This window comes from SAR202 cluster bacterium (assembly GCA_016872355.1).
GTDB lineage: Bacteria > Chloroflexota > Dehalococcoidia > Lucifugimonadales > VGZY01 > VGZY01.
The window spans coordinates 18805-32940 of the sequence record VGZY01000026.1 but is presented as its reverse complement, the minus strand read 5'-3'; the positions used below and the strand labels follow the sequence as shown (position 1 = coordinate 32940).

16 protein-coding genes are annotated in these 14136 nt (G+C 61.3%); 11 read left to right on the top strand and 5 right to left on the bottom strand.

The annotated features are described in order from the left end of the window. The first annotated feature begins 452 nt into the window (after window positions 1-452). From FJ319_07575 to FJ319_07550, 6 genes are read left to right on the top strand one after another with little or no spacing between them, the layout of a single operon-like run. Entirely contained in the window at window positions 453-923 is a 471-nt protein-coding gene (locus FJ319_07575) for a transcriptional repressor (protein MBM3934146.1), read from the top strand. Between the two features lie 47 nt (window positions 924-970). Beyond that, window positions 971-1165 carry a hypothetical protein gene (locus FJ319_07570; protein MBM3934145.1) on the top strand — a complete coding sequence of 65 codons (195 nt, stop codon included), beginning with the start codon at window positions 971-973 and terminating at the stop codon, window positions 1163-1165. Window positions 1166-1191: 26 nt separating this feature from the next. Beyond that, window positions 1192-1665 (top strand): hypothetical protein, encoded by a 474-nt coding sequence (locus FJ319_07565; GenBank protein MBM3934144.1) that lies wholly within the window; start codon window positions 1192-1194, stop codon window positions 1663-1665. A gap of 37 nt (window positions 1666-1702) precedes the next feature. Next, complete coding sequence (locus FJ319_07560; GenBank protein ID MBM3934143.1) at window positions 1703-3973, top strand: hypothetical protein; 2271 nt, start codon at window positions 1703-1705, stop codon at window positions 3971-3973. Then, window positions 3961-4743 (top strand): metal ABC transporter ATP-binding protein, encoded by a 783-nt coding sequence (locus FJ319_07555; protein MBM3934142.1) that lies wholly within the window; start codon window positions 3961-3963, stop codon window positions 4741-4743. The genes FJ319_07560 and FJ319_07555 overlap by 13 nt, the downstream gene beginning before the upstream one ends. A gap of 4 nt (window positions 4744-4747) precedes the next feature. After that, entirely contained in the window at window positions 4748-5623 is an 876-nt protein-coding gene (locus tag FJ319_07550) for a metal ABC transporter permease (protein ID MBM3934141.1), read from the top strand. Here the strand turns inward: FJ319_07550 and FJ319_07545 are convergent. From FJ319_07545 to FJ319_07530, 4 genes are all read right to left on the bottom strand, one after another. Beyond that, window positions 5620-6552: a DUF72 domain-containing protein gene (locus FJ319_07545; GenBank protein ID MBM3934140.1), complete on the bottom strand. Its 933-nt coding sequence runs from the start codon at window positions 6550-6552 to the stop codon at window positions 5620-5622. The genes FJ319_07550 and FJ319_07545 overlap by 4 nt on opposite strands. 200 nt (window positions 6553-6752) lie before the next feature. After that, a complete protein-coding gene (locus FJ319_07540) occupies window positions 6753-7658 on the bottom strand; it encodes an RluA family pseudouridine synthase (GenBank protein ID MBM3934139.1) in 906 nt (301 codons plus the stop codon). A 6-nt stretch (window positions 7659-7664) separates the two neighbouring features. Continuing rightward, complete coding sequence (gene lspA / locus FJ319_07535) at window positions 7665-8273, bottom strand: signal peptidase II (GenBank protein MBM3934138.1); 609 nt, start codon at window positions 8271-8273, stop codon at window positions 7665-7667. A gap of 86 nt (window positions 8274-8359) precedes the next feature. Then, complete coding sequence (locus FJ319_07530; protein MBM3934137.1) at window positions 8360-9682, bottom strand: MATE family efflux transporter; 1323 nt, start codon at window positions 9680-9682, stop codon at window positions 8360-8362. A gap of 298 nt (window positions 9683-9980) precedes the next feature. Between FJ319_07530 and FJ319_07525 the strand changes: the two genes are divergently transcribed. Continuing rightward, the gene (locus FJ319_07525) at window positions 9981-10418 is read left to right on the top strand and encodes a hypothetical protein (protein MBM3934136.1); all 438 of its coding nucleotides are present in this window, start codon (window positions 9981-9983) and stop codon (window positions 10416-10418) included. A 66-nt stretch (window positions 10419-10484) separates the two neighbouring features. On the opposite strand, the gene polX is transcribed toward FJ319_07525, so the two are convergent. Further along, complete coding sequence (polX, locus tag FJ319_07520; protein MBM3934135.1) at window positions 10485-12209, bottom strand: DNA polymerase/3'-5' exonuclease PolX; 1725 nt, start codon at window positions 12207-12209, stop codon at window positions 10485-10487. 93 nt (window positions 12210-12302) lie between these two features. Between polX and FJ319_07515 the strand changes: the two genes are divergently transcribed. From FJ319_07515 to FJ319_07500, 4 genes are all read left to right on the top strand, one after another. Further along, the gene (locus FJ319_07515; protein ID MBM3934134.1) at window positions 12303-12548 is read left to right on the top strand and encodes a hypothetical protein; all 246 of its coding nucleotides are present in this window, start codon (window positions 12303-12305) and stop codon (window positions 12546-12548) included. 91 nt (window positions 12549-12639) lie between these two features. Beyond that, entirely contained in the window at window positions 12640-13410 is a 771-nt protein-coding gene (locus FJ319_07510; GenBank protein ID MBM3934133.1) for a (Fe-S)-binding protein, read from the top strand. Beyond that, a complete protein-coding gene (locus tag FJ319_07505) occupies window positions 13290-13688 on the top strand; it encodes a CopG family transcriptional regulator (protein ID MBM3934132.1) in 399 nt (132 codons plus the stop codon). The genes FJ319_07510 and FJ319_07505 overlap by 121 nt, the downstream gene beginning before the upstream one ends. Further along, window positions 13672-14133 (top strand): putative toxin-antitoxin system toxin component, PIN family, encoded by a 462-nt coding sequence (locus FJ319_07500; protein ID MBM3934131.1) that lies wholly within the window; start codon window positions 13672-13674, stop codon window positions 14131-14133. The genes FJ319_07505 and FJ319_07500 overlap by 17 nt, the downstream gene beginning before the upstream one ends. Window positions 14134-14136: the final 3 nt, after the last annotated feature.

The following is a 14136-nucleotide window of genomic DNA, read 5'->3' as shown; positions in this document are numbered from 1 at the left end:
TGCTCTCTTCGCTTCTCGCTCGGTCAAATGTAGTCCTCTCATGGACTGACATATTCACTGAGCAGTTACCTACTGACAATATCACTGAGCAAAGACAAGAAAAGCCCGGGTTCTTGACACTGCGTCCGCACAATGTTAGTGTCCAATTATTGTGCTCAAACGGTAGATGGCGTTCCAAATACGGAGGCGACCATTGAAAAAGCTTCTTACCGCTGTCAAATTAGAGGCCGTGGTCAAAGGCTCTGCCGCTGCGCTCCCTGTCCTCTTTGTGTCGCGCATCGTTACGGCTAATTCGGTGTGTCCTCTCTGCGGCAGTCAGGGCGTCCATCCCTGGGAGTACGGCAGGCTCTTCGTAAGCTGAACTTGACAGCACAATAACTGAGTGGTATTTTGTTCCAGGAAGTCCGGCGGCAAGCCGGACTTACTAATAGCATGAATTGAGACTGAGTATCATGTCTGCGACGCATGCAACCAAGCCCGACCTCATTGCGGTCCTTGAAGACAAGGGCTATCGGGCCACCATGCCTCGGCGCGGCGTGATTAACCTCCTTGAGCGCAAGCACGAGGGCTTCACCGCGGAAGAGATCAACCACGAGATCCCCGGAGTAGGCAGGGCCACCGTGTACCGCACCATCAAGCTCCTCCTGGAGGCCGGCGTAGTCTGCAAGCTGGCCCTCCCGGACGGCGCGCCGAAGTATACCCTCGCTCGGTACGAGCACCACCACCACACCATCTGCCTGAAGTGCGGCACCGTCGGCGAGTTCCGCGACGTGACAATCGAACGCCTTCTCCGTGCCATCGGCGAGGATATCTCGGGCGAGATCGTCGGCCACCGTATCGAGTTCTACATCACCTGCAAGCAGTGCCTTAAGAAAAAAAGGGAACTAGTGACCGTGACCACTGCGGTTAGCTTGGCTTATTGACTTTTAGTGAGACGCAGTATCAGGTATTTCAACGAGGAGAAGATTCTATGGAGTTCTATAGCCTGAAGACCCGTAAATCGGTTCAGATACCGGACAGCTTGGTAATCGCCAGGGCCATTAAGCAGAAGAGCGGACGCACCACTTACGCCGCCACCGCAAACGCAAACGGCGAGAAGGTCTTCAAATTCATCAGCAAGCAGGAGTTCTATCTCCTGGAAGGCGGACAGGCGGGCAAGAAGTAGATATGTGGTGGTTCAAGGAAGCGGTTTTGCTGCGAACGGACCCGGACGTTCAGATAATGCACCCGTGGTTCATTGATTATCGCCTGCTCGACGCGCCGGTCAGGGACCTTGTCTGGGCGATGAATCACACCGGGATGGTTGAGACTCTATGCTCTTGCGGCGGCCACACCGAGAGCGCGGAATGGGTTGAGGACGGCGTCTTTGCAGCGTACGTCCAATATAAGCAGGTTAAGCCGAGGGCATGGGCAACCGTCTTGGACCAGATAATGTCCCAAACTTCCACAGACGCGCACTACCGAATCGCGCTGGGCGGACGCGGAGACCGTTGGCTCGCCGTCGTGGTTGACCCTGGGCCGGAATTGGACATGCGGCGGAATATCGACGAAGGGCTGTCGAAGGTTGCCTCCACGGTCTCTCGGTTCCTGTGCAAAGACCACCTCGCCGTATCCGCATCAGCTCGGGCGGCCCAACCGATTCAACACGTCGCAACTTGCCGATAACTCAATAATTCTCTAAAGGGAGATTTGTCACGTGAATATGAGACTGAGTATCACAAAACCGACGATTTTCAAGCGCCGCTTTGCGCGCTTCGTGGCTGTGATCCTGGGCGTAGCCGTGCTTGCAGTCGCATGCGGCAAGGATGATGCGCCCGCTTCCGGCGCCCAGACGCCGACGCCGTCCGGCACGTCGCCCACTGCCCAGGCAGAGAAGCTGGACATAGCCACAACATTATTCCCGCTGGAATACTTCACCAGGCGCATAGCCGGGGACACTGCTAACGTGACGAACATCGTCAAGCCCGGCGTAGATGCGCACGACTTCGAACCGACTCCGGGCGATATCAGGACGCTCGCCAACTCGGACATCATGGTATACAACGGCGCGGGCTTTGAGCCGTGGATAGACCGCGCCGTTGCCAACCTGCCGGCCTCCGTTACCCTTGTAGAGGCTGCACACGACATTGCGGAACAGTTCGATGATGAGCATGGACACGGTGACGAGCCGCAGCCCAGGATTATTGTCGCCGACGGCGCAACAGGCCTGCTCCAAGTAGTTGATCTGGAGTCCGGCGAGATTGTTGCCACATTCCAGGTGGAAGGCAAGTCTAGCCTTTACGTCACCGAAAGCGGAAGAATCGCCGCCGCCGTCCAAACCGCCGCCGGAAAGGTAAATTTCATTGACTCTGGCATGTGGGCGGACGACCATGGAGACCACATAGACGCTTATAAGGGCGAGCCTTCCATTCTGCCGTTCTCTCTGAGTGATGCAGCATATGGCAGCAAAAACCCGGTTCACTTTGTATCACACAACGGCTACGTAACCGTCCACTTCGACGGCAACTTCGACGAGGGCGTGAGCAGCAAGAACCTTATTCTCCCTGAACGCGCCGTTTTCGACTCCGGCGTTTCTCCTTTCGTCCTGACCACGGAGGCAAATCACGGCGTCTCAGTACCTGCGGCCCGCAGTCTCCTGTTGATCTCGGACCCAGATCCGACTCGCGAGTTCGGAACGCTGGCCAGCGGCTTCAAGATAGTTGACCAACAGGGGAACACGATCCAGACATTCAATGACAAAGCCGACCCGCAGAAACGGTGCCTCGGTATGCATGGAGAGGCCGTTGTTGGCGATAGCTTCCTGTTCGGCTGTTTCCAGAAGAACATCGATGGCACCGGAGACGGCGGAGTGCTGGTCTTGACTCAGAACCCGGCTACTGGATTCTTTTCATCCAAGAAGATTTCGTACCCTGACAACTTCAGAACAAGCGTAATTAAGGCCCATCACGATCAGTCTTTTGCTGTAGGCCAGTATGGGGTTTTCCACAATTACAACGCCTTGGTGCGAATCGATCCAGCCGCAGACTCCATCAACCAGAGAGATATCTACACTCTCCCTGCCAACTACCAGAGCTTCGACTTCGAACATTCTGAGGGCGATCAAGTCGTCGTTCTGACCAAGGACGGCGTGCTGCGTGTTCTTGATCTCGCAACATGGACGCTCGTAGGTGAGTTGGACGTCACTGGCCCGTTTGAGCGCTTCGGATCCGGAGCGCTTCCCAGCATGGTCGCCGGCCATGGAGTCGCGTACATTACCATTCCGGATACCGGCGAAATAATTGAAGTGCACCTGGAGGAAATGGAGATCGAGAGGACTTTCAAAGTTGCCGGCAACCCGTCCGCAATCGCAATATTCGGGTGGAACGCCCCGCTGGGTCCGGTGATCGAGAACAGCGAGCAGGTCAGTGGCCCGGAACTGGATGCGGACGGGCACGGCCACGGTTCGCTCGACCCACACGTTTGGCTTGACCCATTGAAGGCTATTGAGCTGGTCAAGGTCATCAGGGACGCGTTGATCGCGCGAAACCCCGCAAGTGCGGCGGCATATACCGACAACGCCGATTTGCTAATCGCTGACCTGAACGCGCTGGACTCCCGGTTCCAGACAGGCCTTGCCACGTGTTCCAAGAAGCAGGTGGCCACTTCCCATGAGGCATTCGGGTACATGGCCCGCCGTTATGGCTTTGAGCAGATGGCCGTTTCCGGCCTTTCGCCGGAGGCGGAGCCGTCCCCCAGAGACCTGGCGGACCTCTCCAGCCGCATAAAGAAGGCCGGCATACAATACGTACTTGTAGAGCCGATACTCAGCCAGCGGCTGGCGCAGACCGTCGCAAAGGAAGTCAATGCCACCCTGCTCCCGCTGCACCCCATCGAAAGTGTTACACTTGATGAATCCCGGAGCGGAGAGACATATTTCACGCTTATGGACAAGAATCTGACTTCCCTGAAACAGGCCCTGGGGTGTTCAACCTGAGCAACGGATTTTCGGGACCATGCCTGAAGCTGAATGGCGTCTGGTACGGCTACGGGGCCGTGCCGGTGGTGGAAGACGTCTCATTCACGGTGCAGCGCGGGGAGTTCATGGCCGTGCTCGGCCCAAACGGCAGCGGGAAGTCCACGCTGCTGAAGCTGGCCCTTGGTCTTGTCGCCCCCCAGTGCGGGAGCGTGGAGCTGTTCGGCTCGCCGCCCAGCAAGCTCCGGGCCGTGGGCAGGGTAGGGTACGTTCCGCAGAAGGTAGACAGCCTCCGCTCCCAGTTCCCGTCCGCGGTTGAAGAGATCGTCTCGCAGGGGCTCTACAGGGGCTTTGATCCCATGGGAATCTTCAGGAGGCCTGGTGGCCCAACCGTCACTGAGGCCCTTGAGACGGCCGGGCTGACCGCGATCCGCAGCCACCGCATATCGTCCCTGTCGGTCGGCCAGCAGCAGCGCGTGCTCTTTGCCCGTGCCCTCGTCCGGGACCCTGAGATCCTTGTGCTCGACGAGCCCGTGGCCGGCATAGACGCCGCCGGGCAGGAGCGCTTCTACGCCCTCCTTCGGCGGCTCAACCGGGACAAGGGAATGAGCATCGTCATGGTCTCACACGACATCGGGGCAGTGATGCGCGAGGCCACCACCGTAGCCTGCATTAACCGCACCATCGTCTTCCACGGGGACACGCACGCACTGACGCAGAAAGAGCTTGGGAAGCTCTACGGCTTCTCGCCGGACGTCCTTGTGCACGACGCGCTGCACGAGCACAGGTAGCCAGATGGAGATACTTCAGTACGACTTCATGGTCCGCGCGCTCATTGCCGGCGCAATCGTCGGGGCGATGGCGCCCGCCATCGGCATCTTCCTTGTCCTGCGCAGGCTCTCGATGATCGCGGACAGCCTTTCCCATGTTGCCCTGGCCGGCGTCGCGGTAGGGCTGCTTCTGAAGACCTTTCCGCCCATTGCGGCGCTAGGAGCGACCTCTGTGGCGGCTGTAACAATAGAGCAGCTCCGGGCGCGGCGCATGATGCCGGGAGACGCGGCCCTCGCCATTATGCTCTATACCGCCCTAGCGCTCTCGGTGGTCATCATAAGCCTCGCCGGCGGCTTCAACGTGGACCTTTTCAGTTACCTTTTCGGCAGCGTTTTGACGATTGACTGGGCGGACCTCTGGCTCGTTGGGGCACTCGGCGCCCTGATCATCGGCTTCGTTGTGATCTTCTATTCGGAGCTGGCGCAAACTTCCTTCGACAACGACCTTGCGATCACCACGGGCGTGCCGGTTAACGCGGTGAACCTGGGGCTGGCGATACTTACGGGCGCGACCATAACCCTCTCCATGAGGGTCGTGGGTGTGCTGCTTGTAGGGGCGATGCTGGTGATACCCGTTATCGCCGGCATCCGGCTGGCGAAAGGGCTACGGTCAGCCATCGCCCTGGCGATGCTGATCGGGGTTGTCAGCTCGGTTTCCGGGCTGATAATTGCCTTCTACGCGGACCTGGCGGCTGGCGGGGCGGTGGTGCTCACTTCCGTTGTCGTGCTCCTGGTCACTGTAGGCGCGTCCTCCGGCCTGGCCCGCGTGCGCCGCACCCGCGCGCTGCGCGGCGGGGCAGAAGAGGCGGTATCCGCCACCGTGAGCTCTGCCCAGCGCTAGAAAAGCGTCGGGGCGGGCTTGAGCCCTTCGCCGATGATCTCCGCCAGCAACCGCCCGTTCTTTATTGCCTGGTCCTGGGCATTGGTGTTCATGACCAGGTGCACCTCGGCCGCGTCTTTTCGCATCGACTCAATCTTCGGCGCCCACTCCTCAAGCTCCGGCCGCGAATAGTAGTAGTCGAAGCGCTCAGGCGACGCCGTCAGCCCCTTGGCTTCCCACATCTCCGTGTTGCGCCCGTGGAAACGGACTATCCCAATGTCCGCCGTCACGTCTGCGATCGGCGGCACGGACGACTTCATCCCCTGCGGCTCGTCAACGCAGATGTATGACATCCCGTTTCGCCTCAGATATGAGAGCGTGGACTCCCGGTTCTCGTCGCTAAGCCAGTACTTGTTGCGGAACTCAACCGCCGTCTTGAAGCCGGACAGCCGCTCCCGGCACTCGTCGATGTGTTCGAAGCTGCTCTTCCGCGGCATGAACCACGCGGGGAACTGGAGCACAACAACCCGCAGCTTGCCTGCCGACTGGAGGGGCATGATCCCATCCCTGTACATCTCCCACATTCGGTCGCGCATCGCCGCGGGTACGTCCGCGTAGTACACGTTACGCTTGGCAGCCAGCTCCGGCGGCATAGTCTCGCGGAGGTCCTTCGGCAGAGCGACCGGCGGCGTTGGGTGCGTGGTGAAGAGGCGGAAGGCTTTGATGTTGAATACAAAGTCATCCGGCGTCCTCTCAACCCAAAGGCTGGAGTTGCGGCTGGAGGGCAGGGCGTAGTAGGAGCTGTCCACCTCGACCATTGGGAACTCGGAGGAGTAGAAGCGCAGCCTGTCCTCGGCCGTTTTGCACCACGAAGGGTAGTACATGCCGGACGTGAGCAGCGACTTGTCCGCCCACGAAGCAGAGCCTATTTTGATATTCGCGGTGGCCATTCGCGCTCCTGGATACACTCCGGCGCCAATAGTCTATCGCTCTGTTGCCCACATCTGCGAATCCGCGTGCGGACCCGTGGCCCCGATTTCGTACGGGCGCACGTCAGTGCGCCCGTTTCCTGCCTACGATTTCGGTTAGTACAACCAGGGCAGGGCGCACGTCTGTGCGCCCCTACGAAATGAGGGCCTGCGAACCACGTTCATACCGGCGCTACCAGGTCGTCCAGGACCCACCGCAGGTCCGGCGGCAGGTCCGACGTGAACTCCATGTACTCGCCGGTCTCCGGGTGGCAGAACCCAAGGCGGTGTGCGTGCAGGAACTGGCGCTTCAGAACGGCGTGCCCCTTGCCGTACGTGGCATCGCCTGCAACCGGGTGGCCTATGGAGGCCAGGTGAACGCGTATCTGGTGCGTCCGCCCGGTGACCGGCTGTGCCTCGATCAGCGTGTGGCCCCGGTACCGCGCGACAACGCGTATCTTCGTCGCGGCATGGCGCCCCGTGGACACCACGGCCATGCGCTTTCGGTCGCCCGGATGGCGGCCGATCGGAGCGTCGATAGTCGCCTCGTCCTGCTTGAGGCTCCCGTGCACGAGCGCCAGGTAGACCTTCGTCACCTCGCGCTCCATGAACTGGGCGGTCAGCCTGCGGTGGGCCTCATCGGTCTTCGCAATCACGAGCAGGCCGGATGTGTCCTTGTCCAGCCGGTGCACGATGCCCGGCCGCACCTCTCCACCCACGCCCTCGATATCCGGGTCGTGGGCCAGCACGGCATTGGCAAGGGTGTCGTTGTAGTGGCCGGCGGCGGGGTGCACTGTCAGCCCGGCGGGCTTGTCCACCACCATGATGTGCCGGTCTTCGTAAACGATGTTGAGGGGAATGTCCCGCGGCTCGATCGCGCTCGGACCGGGGTCCGGCACGGTCACCACGATGCGCTGGCCCGCCCGGGGCCTCTCAGACGCCTTCGTTGAACGGTCGTCCACGGTGACGTGGCCGTCTTCGATCAGCGTCTGGATGCGCGAGCGGGAAAGGTCGGGGAAACGGCCGGCAAGGAACCTGTCCAGCCTCTCGCCGCCCGACTCAGCCACAGCCTCGTACGTGTGTGGCACGGCGGGTTACCGGGACTCTTCCACCGCGGGCGCGGGGGAGTCGAGCCGCTCGATCACGGCCGGCGCAGGCTTCTTTTCAGCCGGCTCCGTCGTTATGAACATCGCGACGACGAGCAGGCCGATGCCCACTACGATGGAGGAGTCCGCCAGGTTGAAGATGGGCCACGGACCCACGTCGATGAAGTCCACCACCGCGCGGTGCATCATCCTGTCGAACAGGTTGCCGAACGCCCCGCCCAGCTGGAGGCCGATCGCCAGCCGCAGGAGGCGGCTGGGCATGGCGTGCGTCCTGTAGAAGTAGATCAGGAAGCCAATGGCGATGAACGAGGCGAAGATAAGGGCAACGGTCTGGTTAGGGAACAGCCCAAACGCCGTACCCGTGTTTTGCCCATATGTGAACCGGAAGAAGCCGTCGCGCGGCCACGACTCATACAGGTCAAGCGCCTGCACCACGATTACTTTGGTCAGGCGGTCGAGAAGAAACACTCCGAGTACTGACGCCAATAGGTAGGCGTCTTTGTACCAGGCCAGCTTGGCAGCCTTCCGCGCAGGGGGTTGAGGAGCGGGCGCGGGAGCGGATGTCTGGGCCTGAGGGTCGTTGTTCAGAATGGTCATGCACAATCATCCTTGCCGAATGCGGTGCATTCGGGGCTTTATGCCCTAGTATCGCATACAGGTATAGGGCTAACGCAAATTTGGCGTCAAACGGTCGCACCGACCCTGCGCCACTTGCCGTTTCGCAAATAGGCGGCCAGTATCACAAGTCGTATCGTGGAGCCAATAACCAGCGCCCACGGCAGCCCGTATTGCGCCAGCGGCGTGTGGTGTGAGAGCACATAGGACAGCGGTATCTCAATGCCCCAGAGCGTAGCCACCGTGACGAGCATTGGAATTGTCGGCTTGCCCACGGTGTTGAAGACGTGGTCAAGCACGTACCCCACGCTCAGCGGCAGGAAGCCGAGAGCGACGATGAGTATCCACGTCGTTGCGGCGTCTATGAACTGCGCGTCCGAGTGGAAGAACGCGGCCACCTTGCCGGGGAACAGGAAGAAGAAAGTGCATAGAATGCCGCCCACGATCGCCATGTAGGCGATGGCACACTTGACCGTCGGCATCGCCCGGTCTGCGTTTCCTGCTCCCAGGTTTTGCGCCGCAAGCGCCCCTGCGGCCTTGCCGATGCCGACGCTCGTCTGGTTTGCCATCGTCTCCACGCGCCGCGCCACCGCGAACGCCGCCACCGCGCCGTCGCCGAACGGCGCCACCATCGCCACCAGCACGAGCTGCGAAATGCCCCGCTGCGCGCCCGTGACCGAGGCAGGCAGACCTATCTTCAGCATGCGCCCCATCAGCGGCACGTCCGGCCTGAATTCCCTGATATCAAGGCGCAGTCGAGTATGCCCTCTGAACAGCGCAAAGAAGTTCATGGAAATGCCCACGCTCCTACCGGCGAGCATCGCGAGTGAGATGCCCGCCAGCCCAAGTTCCGGCATCCCGAATAGGCCGAGCACCAGCAACGGGCTCAAGACGAAGTGAATAATTCGCGCGACCGTTTCCGCCTTCAGGGGAGTGAGGCTGTCCCCCGCCGCCTGGAGCGCCCCGGCGCTCATGGACTGGAAGAAGAACCCCCCGATGGCGATGAACATGATCTGCATGTACGCGTTCGCCTGCCGCACCACTTCGTCCCCCAGGCCCAGAACTCGCAGCATCTGCTCCGAAAGCGCGATGCCCGTCACTGCGATGAAGAGGGAGAAGAGGGCCGTCAGCGCCAGCGCCTGCAAAAGCACGTGGTTCGCGTGGGAGATCTGGCGCGCGCCGATCGCCCGGGCAATCATGGCCCGCATGGCAGCGTCCATGCCTGCCCGCGCAGTGAGCGTCATAAGAATGTAGATCTGGCCAACGCCCAACCCGGCGACTGCCTGGTAGCCGAGGCGGCCGGCCCAAAACATGTCCGCCACCTGCGCGACGACCGTCAGCAAGCCCTCCGTGACCTGGGGCCAAGCGAGGAAGAGGAGGTTTTTGGGCACGCTGCCCTGGGTGAGGTCGCGACTGGAGTACGCCGACCTTCCGCGCCCACGCTTCCCGGAGGAGGCATCAATTTTCCCTGGGGCGGATTCGTCTGGTACGGAGCCGGCTGGAGTTTCTACGGGGATTCTCTGCTGAATCAGGGTTCGTCAATGCTACGCTTCGGATTGTACCATGTGCTGGAACCATTCCGCGCCTCGCTCCGAACTCGGGACTAACACAAAGGTGCCTTGCCGAAATGTAGTGTTTGAGGAGCGTTCGTAATATAATTACATGTAAGTGCCACGATGGAGGCAGAAAATGACAGGCGAACGCAAGAAGAAGCGCATCGTTGAAGGGTTCGAGATAATCGTCGACGAGAGCCGCTCGGCTATCAAGAACGCGTACGAAAAGGCGAATATCGACAAAGTGGGCGATACGATCAAGGAGGCGGGCGAGAACCTCCGCGACGCTGTCCAGGACACTCTGTCCGCAAGGGACACCGTCGTTATGGTCCGCTTGAACCGCGAGGCTATTCTGAGGCTCGAGGAGCTGGTGGATGCAGGCGTGGTCAACAGCAGGTCGGAAGGCGCGGCCTTCCTTATCGGTGAGGGAATCAAGGCCCGCGGAGAGCTTTTTCGCAAGATCTCCGAAAAAGTAGACCGTATCCGAGCGATGAAGCAGGAGTTGCGGGACATCCTTAACGATGACCAGGGCAGCGGGCCAATCGTCACCCCGCCGCCGACACCAGGGCCGTAACAGCGTGTTGCGACGGATCGGGCCGCCCTTCTCGAGGGGCGGCCCTTCGTTTTTCCCACGCGACTTTCACCCGAACGAAGCGAGCATCTCCTCCAGCGGCAGCGTATTGATCACGTCGCGCGCCTCCAGCCAGCCCCGCCGCGCCTGCATCACGCCGTGGCGCATGAAGTCGAACTCACTCAGACGGTGTGCGTCGGTGGAAACGGAGAGTTTGACGCCCGCCTCTTTCGCCATCTTCGCGTAGACATCGTTAATGTCCAACCGCTCGGGCTGCCCGTTCACCTCCAGGACACGTCCCAGTCGCGCCGCCGCATCTATCACCGCCTCAATGTCCACGTCGTATGGCTCCCTGACGTTGATCTTGCGCCCCGTTCCATGGCCCAGGATGATAGGGCACGGCTTCGAGATGGCCCTGATAATACGTTCAGTCTGATGCTTGCGCGGCAACTTGAAGTGCGAATGCACCGAGCAGACCACCACGTCCATCTCTCGCAGTACTCCGTCCGGCAGGTCCAGCGAGCCGTCCAGCAGTATGTCCACCTCCGCGCTCTTCAGTACCCGCAATCGCCCTTCGAGCTCATCGTTCAGCCTGTCTATTTCCGCAAACTGGGCCAGCACCCGCGCCGGGTCCTGCCCGTTCGTTATGCGCAGGCTCTGCGTGTGGTCAGTCACGGCGATGTACTCGTAGCCGCGGGCCATTGCCCCATCGGCCACCTGGCGCAGCGTCATCCGGCCGTCGGTGGCGACCGTGTGCGTGTGCAGGTTCCCGCGAATGTCTCCCTCCGTCACCAGCTCCGGCAGACGGCCGTCCAGTCCAGCCTCCACCTCGCCCCGGTCCTCGCGGAGCTCCGGCTCGATATACGGCAGGCCGAGGGCGGCGTTCACATCCTCCTCGGTCTCGCCCGCGATCTTGCGGTCGCCGTCATACACGCCGTACTCGTTGACCTTGAGCCCGGCGCGCTGGGCCATGAGCCGTATCTTGAGAGTATGCGCGCGGGACCCGGTGAAGTAGTGCAGGGCGGCGCCCCAGGAGTCTTTGTCCACGGAGCGAAGGTCCACCTGCAGTCCGGACCGCATGACCACCGTGGCCCTCGTGGGGCCTTTCGATACCACGCGGCTGATCCCGCCGAAGCTCACGAAGTGGTCTATGACGCTGTACCCGGGCCTGCACGCCGCCACCATATCGATGTCGCCGACGGTCTCCTTGCCGCGCCTGAAGCTTCCGGCTGCCTCTGCGCGCACCACTCCGCGATCGCGTCGCACATGCGCCAGGAGGCCTTCTACCACCTGCTCCACGTCCGCGTGCCGGAACCGCGAGCGGTTGCTGCCCTTGTCGCTCCTGCGGGCGGCCAGCTCGGCCAGGATACGCTCCTCCGTCTTCGGCCCGAACCCGGGCACCCTCCTGATCCTGCCGGCCTGTGCGGCCTCGGCAAGCTCCGAGCGCGTGGCAACACCAAGCGCCTCGTGCAATTGACGCGCCTTATTAGGGCCCAGCCCGGGGAGGTCCATAAGCTCCGTCACCGCGCGCGGCACTTGGCGCCTCAGGCGCGTCAGGTCAGCCAGGCTGCCGGTCGCTGAGATCTCCACCGCCTTTCGGGCCAGCTCCTTGCCAATGCCGGGGATAGCGGACAGGTCTTCACCCCGCTCCGCCATCTCCGCCACGCTGCGCCCCAGGTTGTCGATGCTCCTCGCGGCGTTGCGGTATGCGCGCACGCGGCACTTGTTTGCCCCCTGGACCTCCCGCAGGCCGGCCATGTCATCAAAGACCGCCGCGATTTCGTGGTTTGGTATATGTTCTGCCAAAACTCCACTATTACCAAACAATTGCAAACATACGCGCGGTTCGTGTATTCTTCGAAGCTAGCAAGCATCGGAAGGTAAGCCATGACCCTCACAAAGATAATCGATTCCCCTTACGCATGGGCCGTCGTCGGCTTCATTATCGGCATCGCGCTCGGCGTCACAACGATTTCGGTGTGGCTGCTGGCGATTGGGTTCTTCGCCTACCTCTTCTACCTGAGGGCGCACGGCCCCGCCAGGCCCTCAACCGAAGGGTGGCTGTTCCTGGCTGGCCCGGCCTTCATGATCGCCTGGATCGCCGGCTTCATGGTCAGGGGCATGGTCTCCTGATTTCTCTTGGAACGCCTCGAAATGGGCCCCGGCGAGCGCCGGGGCCTTTTCTTTTGGTAGAATTTCCTAACACCGCACGCGGAGCCCGCCATTGAGCCAGCCACGGCCCACCGCCGCCTCACTGTTCGTCACATGCGTCGTTGACCAGTTATACCCCGAGATTGGGGAGAGCACTGTGCGCGTCCTCACCAGGCTCGGCGTCCAGGTGGAGTACGACGCGCGCCAGACCTGCTGTGGGCAGCCCGCATTCAATTCCGGCTACTGGTCGGACGCTCGCCCGTCCGCGCGGCGCTTCCTGGACATGTATAGAGACAACGAGTACGTCGTCATCCCGTCCGGCTCGTGCGCGAGCATGGTAAAGGTCTTTTACGAGGAGCTTTTCCACGACGACCCTGCCGTCCTGGCCGAGGTGCACGCCGTAGCGCCCCGCGTTTTCGAGCTTTCCCAGTTCCTCGTAGATGTGCTGGGCGTGAAGACGCTCCCGTTGACCGGGCGGAGAGAAGAAGCCGGCAAGGTCACCTATCACGAGGCCTGTCACCTGCGCCGTGAGCTCGGCGCAAAGACGCAGGCTCGCGGCCTGATAGAGGCGGCCAGGCCGGGCGACCTCGTCGAAATGGAGCAGTCGGATGTGTGCTGCGGGTTCGGCGGCACGTTCTCGGTAAAGTACTCTGAAATTTCCGGCGCAATGCTGAAGGACAAGATCGATAATATCGCTCGGACCGGCGCAGCCTCGGTGGTCGCATGCGACTCCACCTGCCTCATGCAGATCGCCGGCGGCATGGAGAAGCGCGGCACGCCCGTGCGCCCGCTCCACCTGGCCCAGCTTCTCGACGAGGCGACGGCAGGTATTCTGGTAAAATGACGGCGTGGAGAGCTGCAGGGCCTAAAGAGGAGGGCGATATGGGCAGTGCCGATTCCAGGACCGTAACGGTGTCGATATCTCCTGAGCTCGAACGACAGATCGAGGAGCTTACCCGGCTGGAAGGTCGCTCCGAAGCTGACCTCATTCGAGAGGCCCTTCGAAGGTACGTGCTTACCCACCGGCTTCACGGACTCATGCGTTACGGCTCGCAGAAGACGGCCGAGACAGGGATAACAGAGGACCAGGTGGACGACATTATTCATGAGTACCGGAGCTGAGCGGGTCCGCGCGGTGCTCGACACAAATGTGTTCGTTTCGGCCCTCAACTTCGGAGGCCCTCCAGGACGCATCCTCGCGGCGACGGCAAGAGGCGATTTCGATCTTTTCGTATCGAAGTTCATTCTTGACGAGCTGCATCGAGTGCTGACTCTACGATTTGGCTGGGAAGTCGCGCGAGCAGACGAAGTTGTAGATATGTTCAAGTCTATTGGGATACTGGTTGAGCCTCGGGGCAGAGTACGGGTGGTGAAAGGCGGCCACGACGACAATCGCGTGATTGATTGCGCGGTCGCTGCGAAAGCACATTACCTCGTCACGGGCGATCGCCGTCATCTACTCCCGATTGGAGTCTTTCGCGGCGTTGCAGTTGTCAGTCCAACCGACTTCTTGGCAGCCCTTAGCAGGGACTTCACAGCATCACATCCAGAGGTCCCCTCAGAATAGCCC

Bases quoted from the DNA above. Each gene is read 5' to 3' on its own strand.
- FJ319_07575 (MBM3934146.1), top strand. From the start codon at position 453: ATGTCTGCGACGCATGCAACCAAGCCCGACCTCATTGCGGTCCTTGAA.
- FJ319_07525 (MBM3934136.1), top strand. From the start codon at position 9,981: ATGACAGGCGAACGCAAGAAGAAGCGCATCGTTGAAGGGTTCGAGATA.
- lspA (MBM3934138.1), bottom strand. From the start codon at position 8,273: ATGACCATTCTGAACAACGACCCTCAGGCCCAGACATCCGCTCCCGCG.
- FJ319_07545 (MBM3934140.1), bottom strand. From the start codon at position 6,552: ATGGCCACCGCGAATATCAAAATAGGCTCTGCTTCGTGGGCGGACAAG.
- FJ319_07550 (MBM3934141.1), top strand. From the start codon at position 4,748: ATGGAGATACTTCAGTACGACTTCATGGTCCGCGCGCTCATTGCCGGC.
- FJ319_07505 (MBM3934132.1), top strand. From the start codon at position 13,290: ATGCGACTCCACCTGCCTCATGCAGATCGCCGGCGGCATGGAGAAGCG.
- FJ319_07500 (MBM3934131.1), top strand. From the start codon at position 13,672: ATGAGTACCGGAGCTGAGCGGGTCCGCGCGGTGCTCGACACAAATGTG.
- FJ319_07570 (MBM3934145.1), top strand. From the start codon at position 971: ATGGAGTTCTATAGCCTGAAGACCCGTAAATCGGTTCAGATACCGGAC.
- FJ319_07560 (MBM3934143.1), top strand. From the start codon at position 1,703: ATGAGACTGAGTATCACAAAACCGACGATTTTCAAGCGCCGCTTTGCG.
- FJ319_07515 (MBM3934134.1), top strand. From the start codon at position 12,303: ATGACCCTCACAAAGATAATCGATTCCCCTTACGCATGGGCCGTCGTC.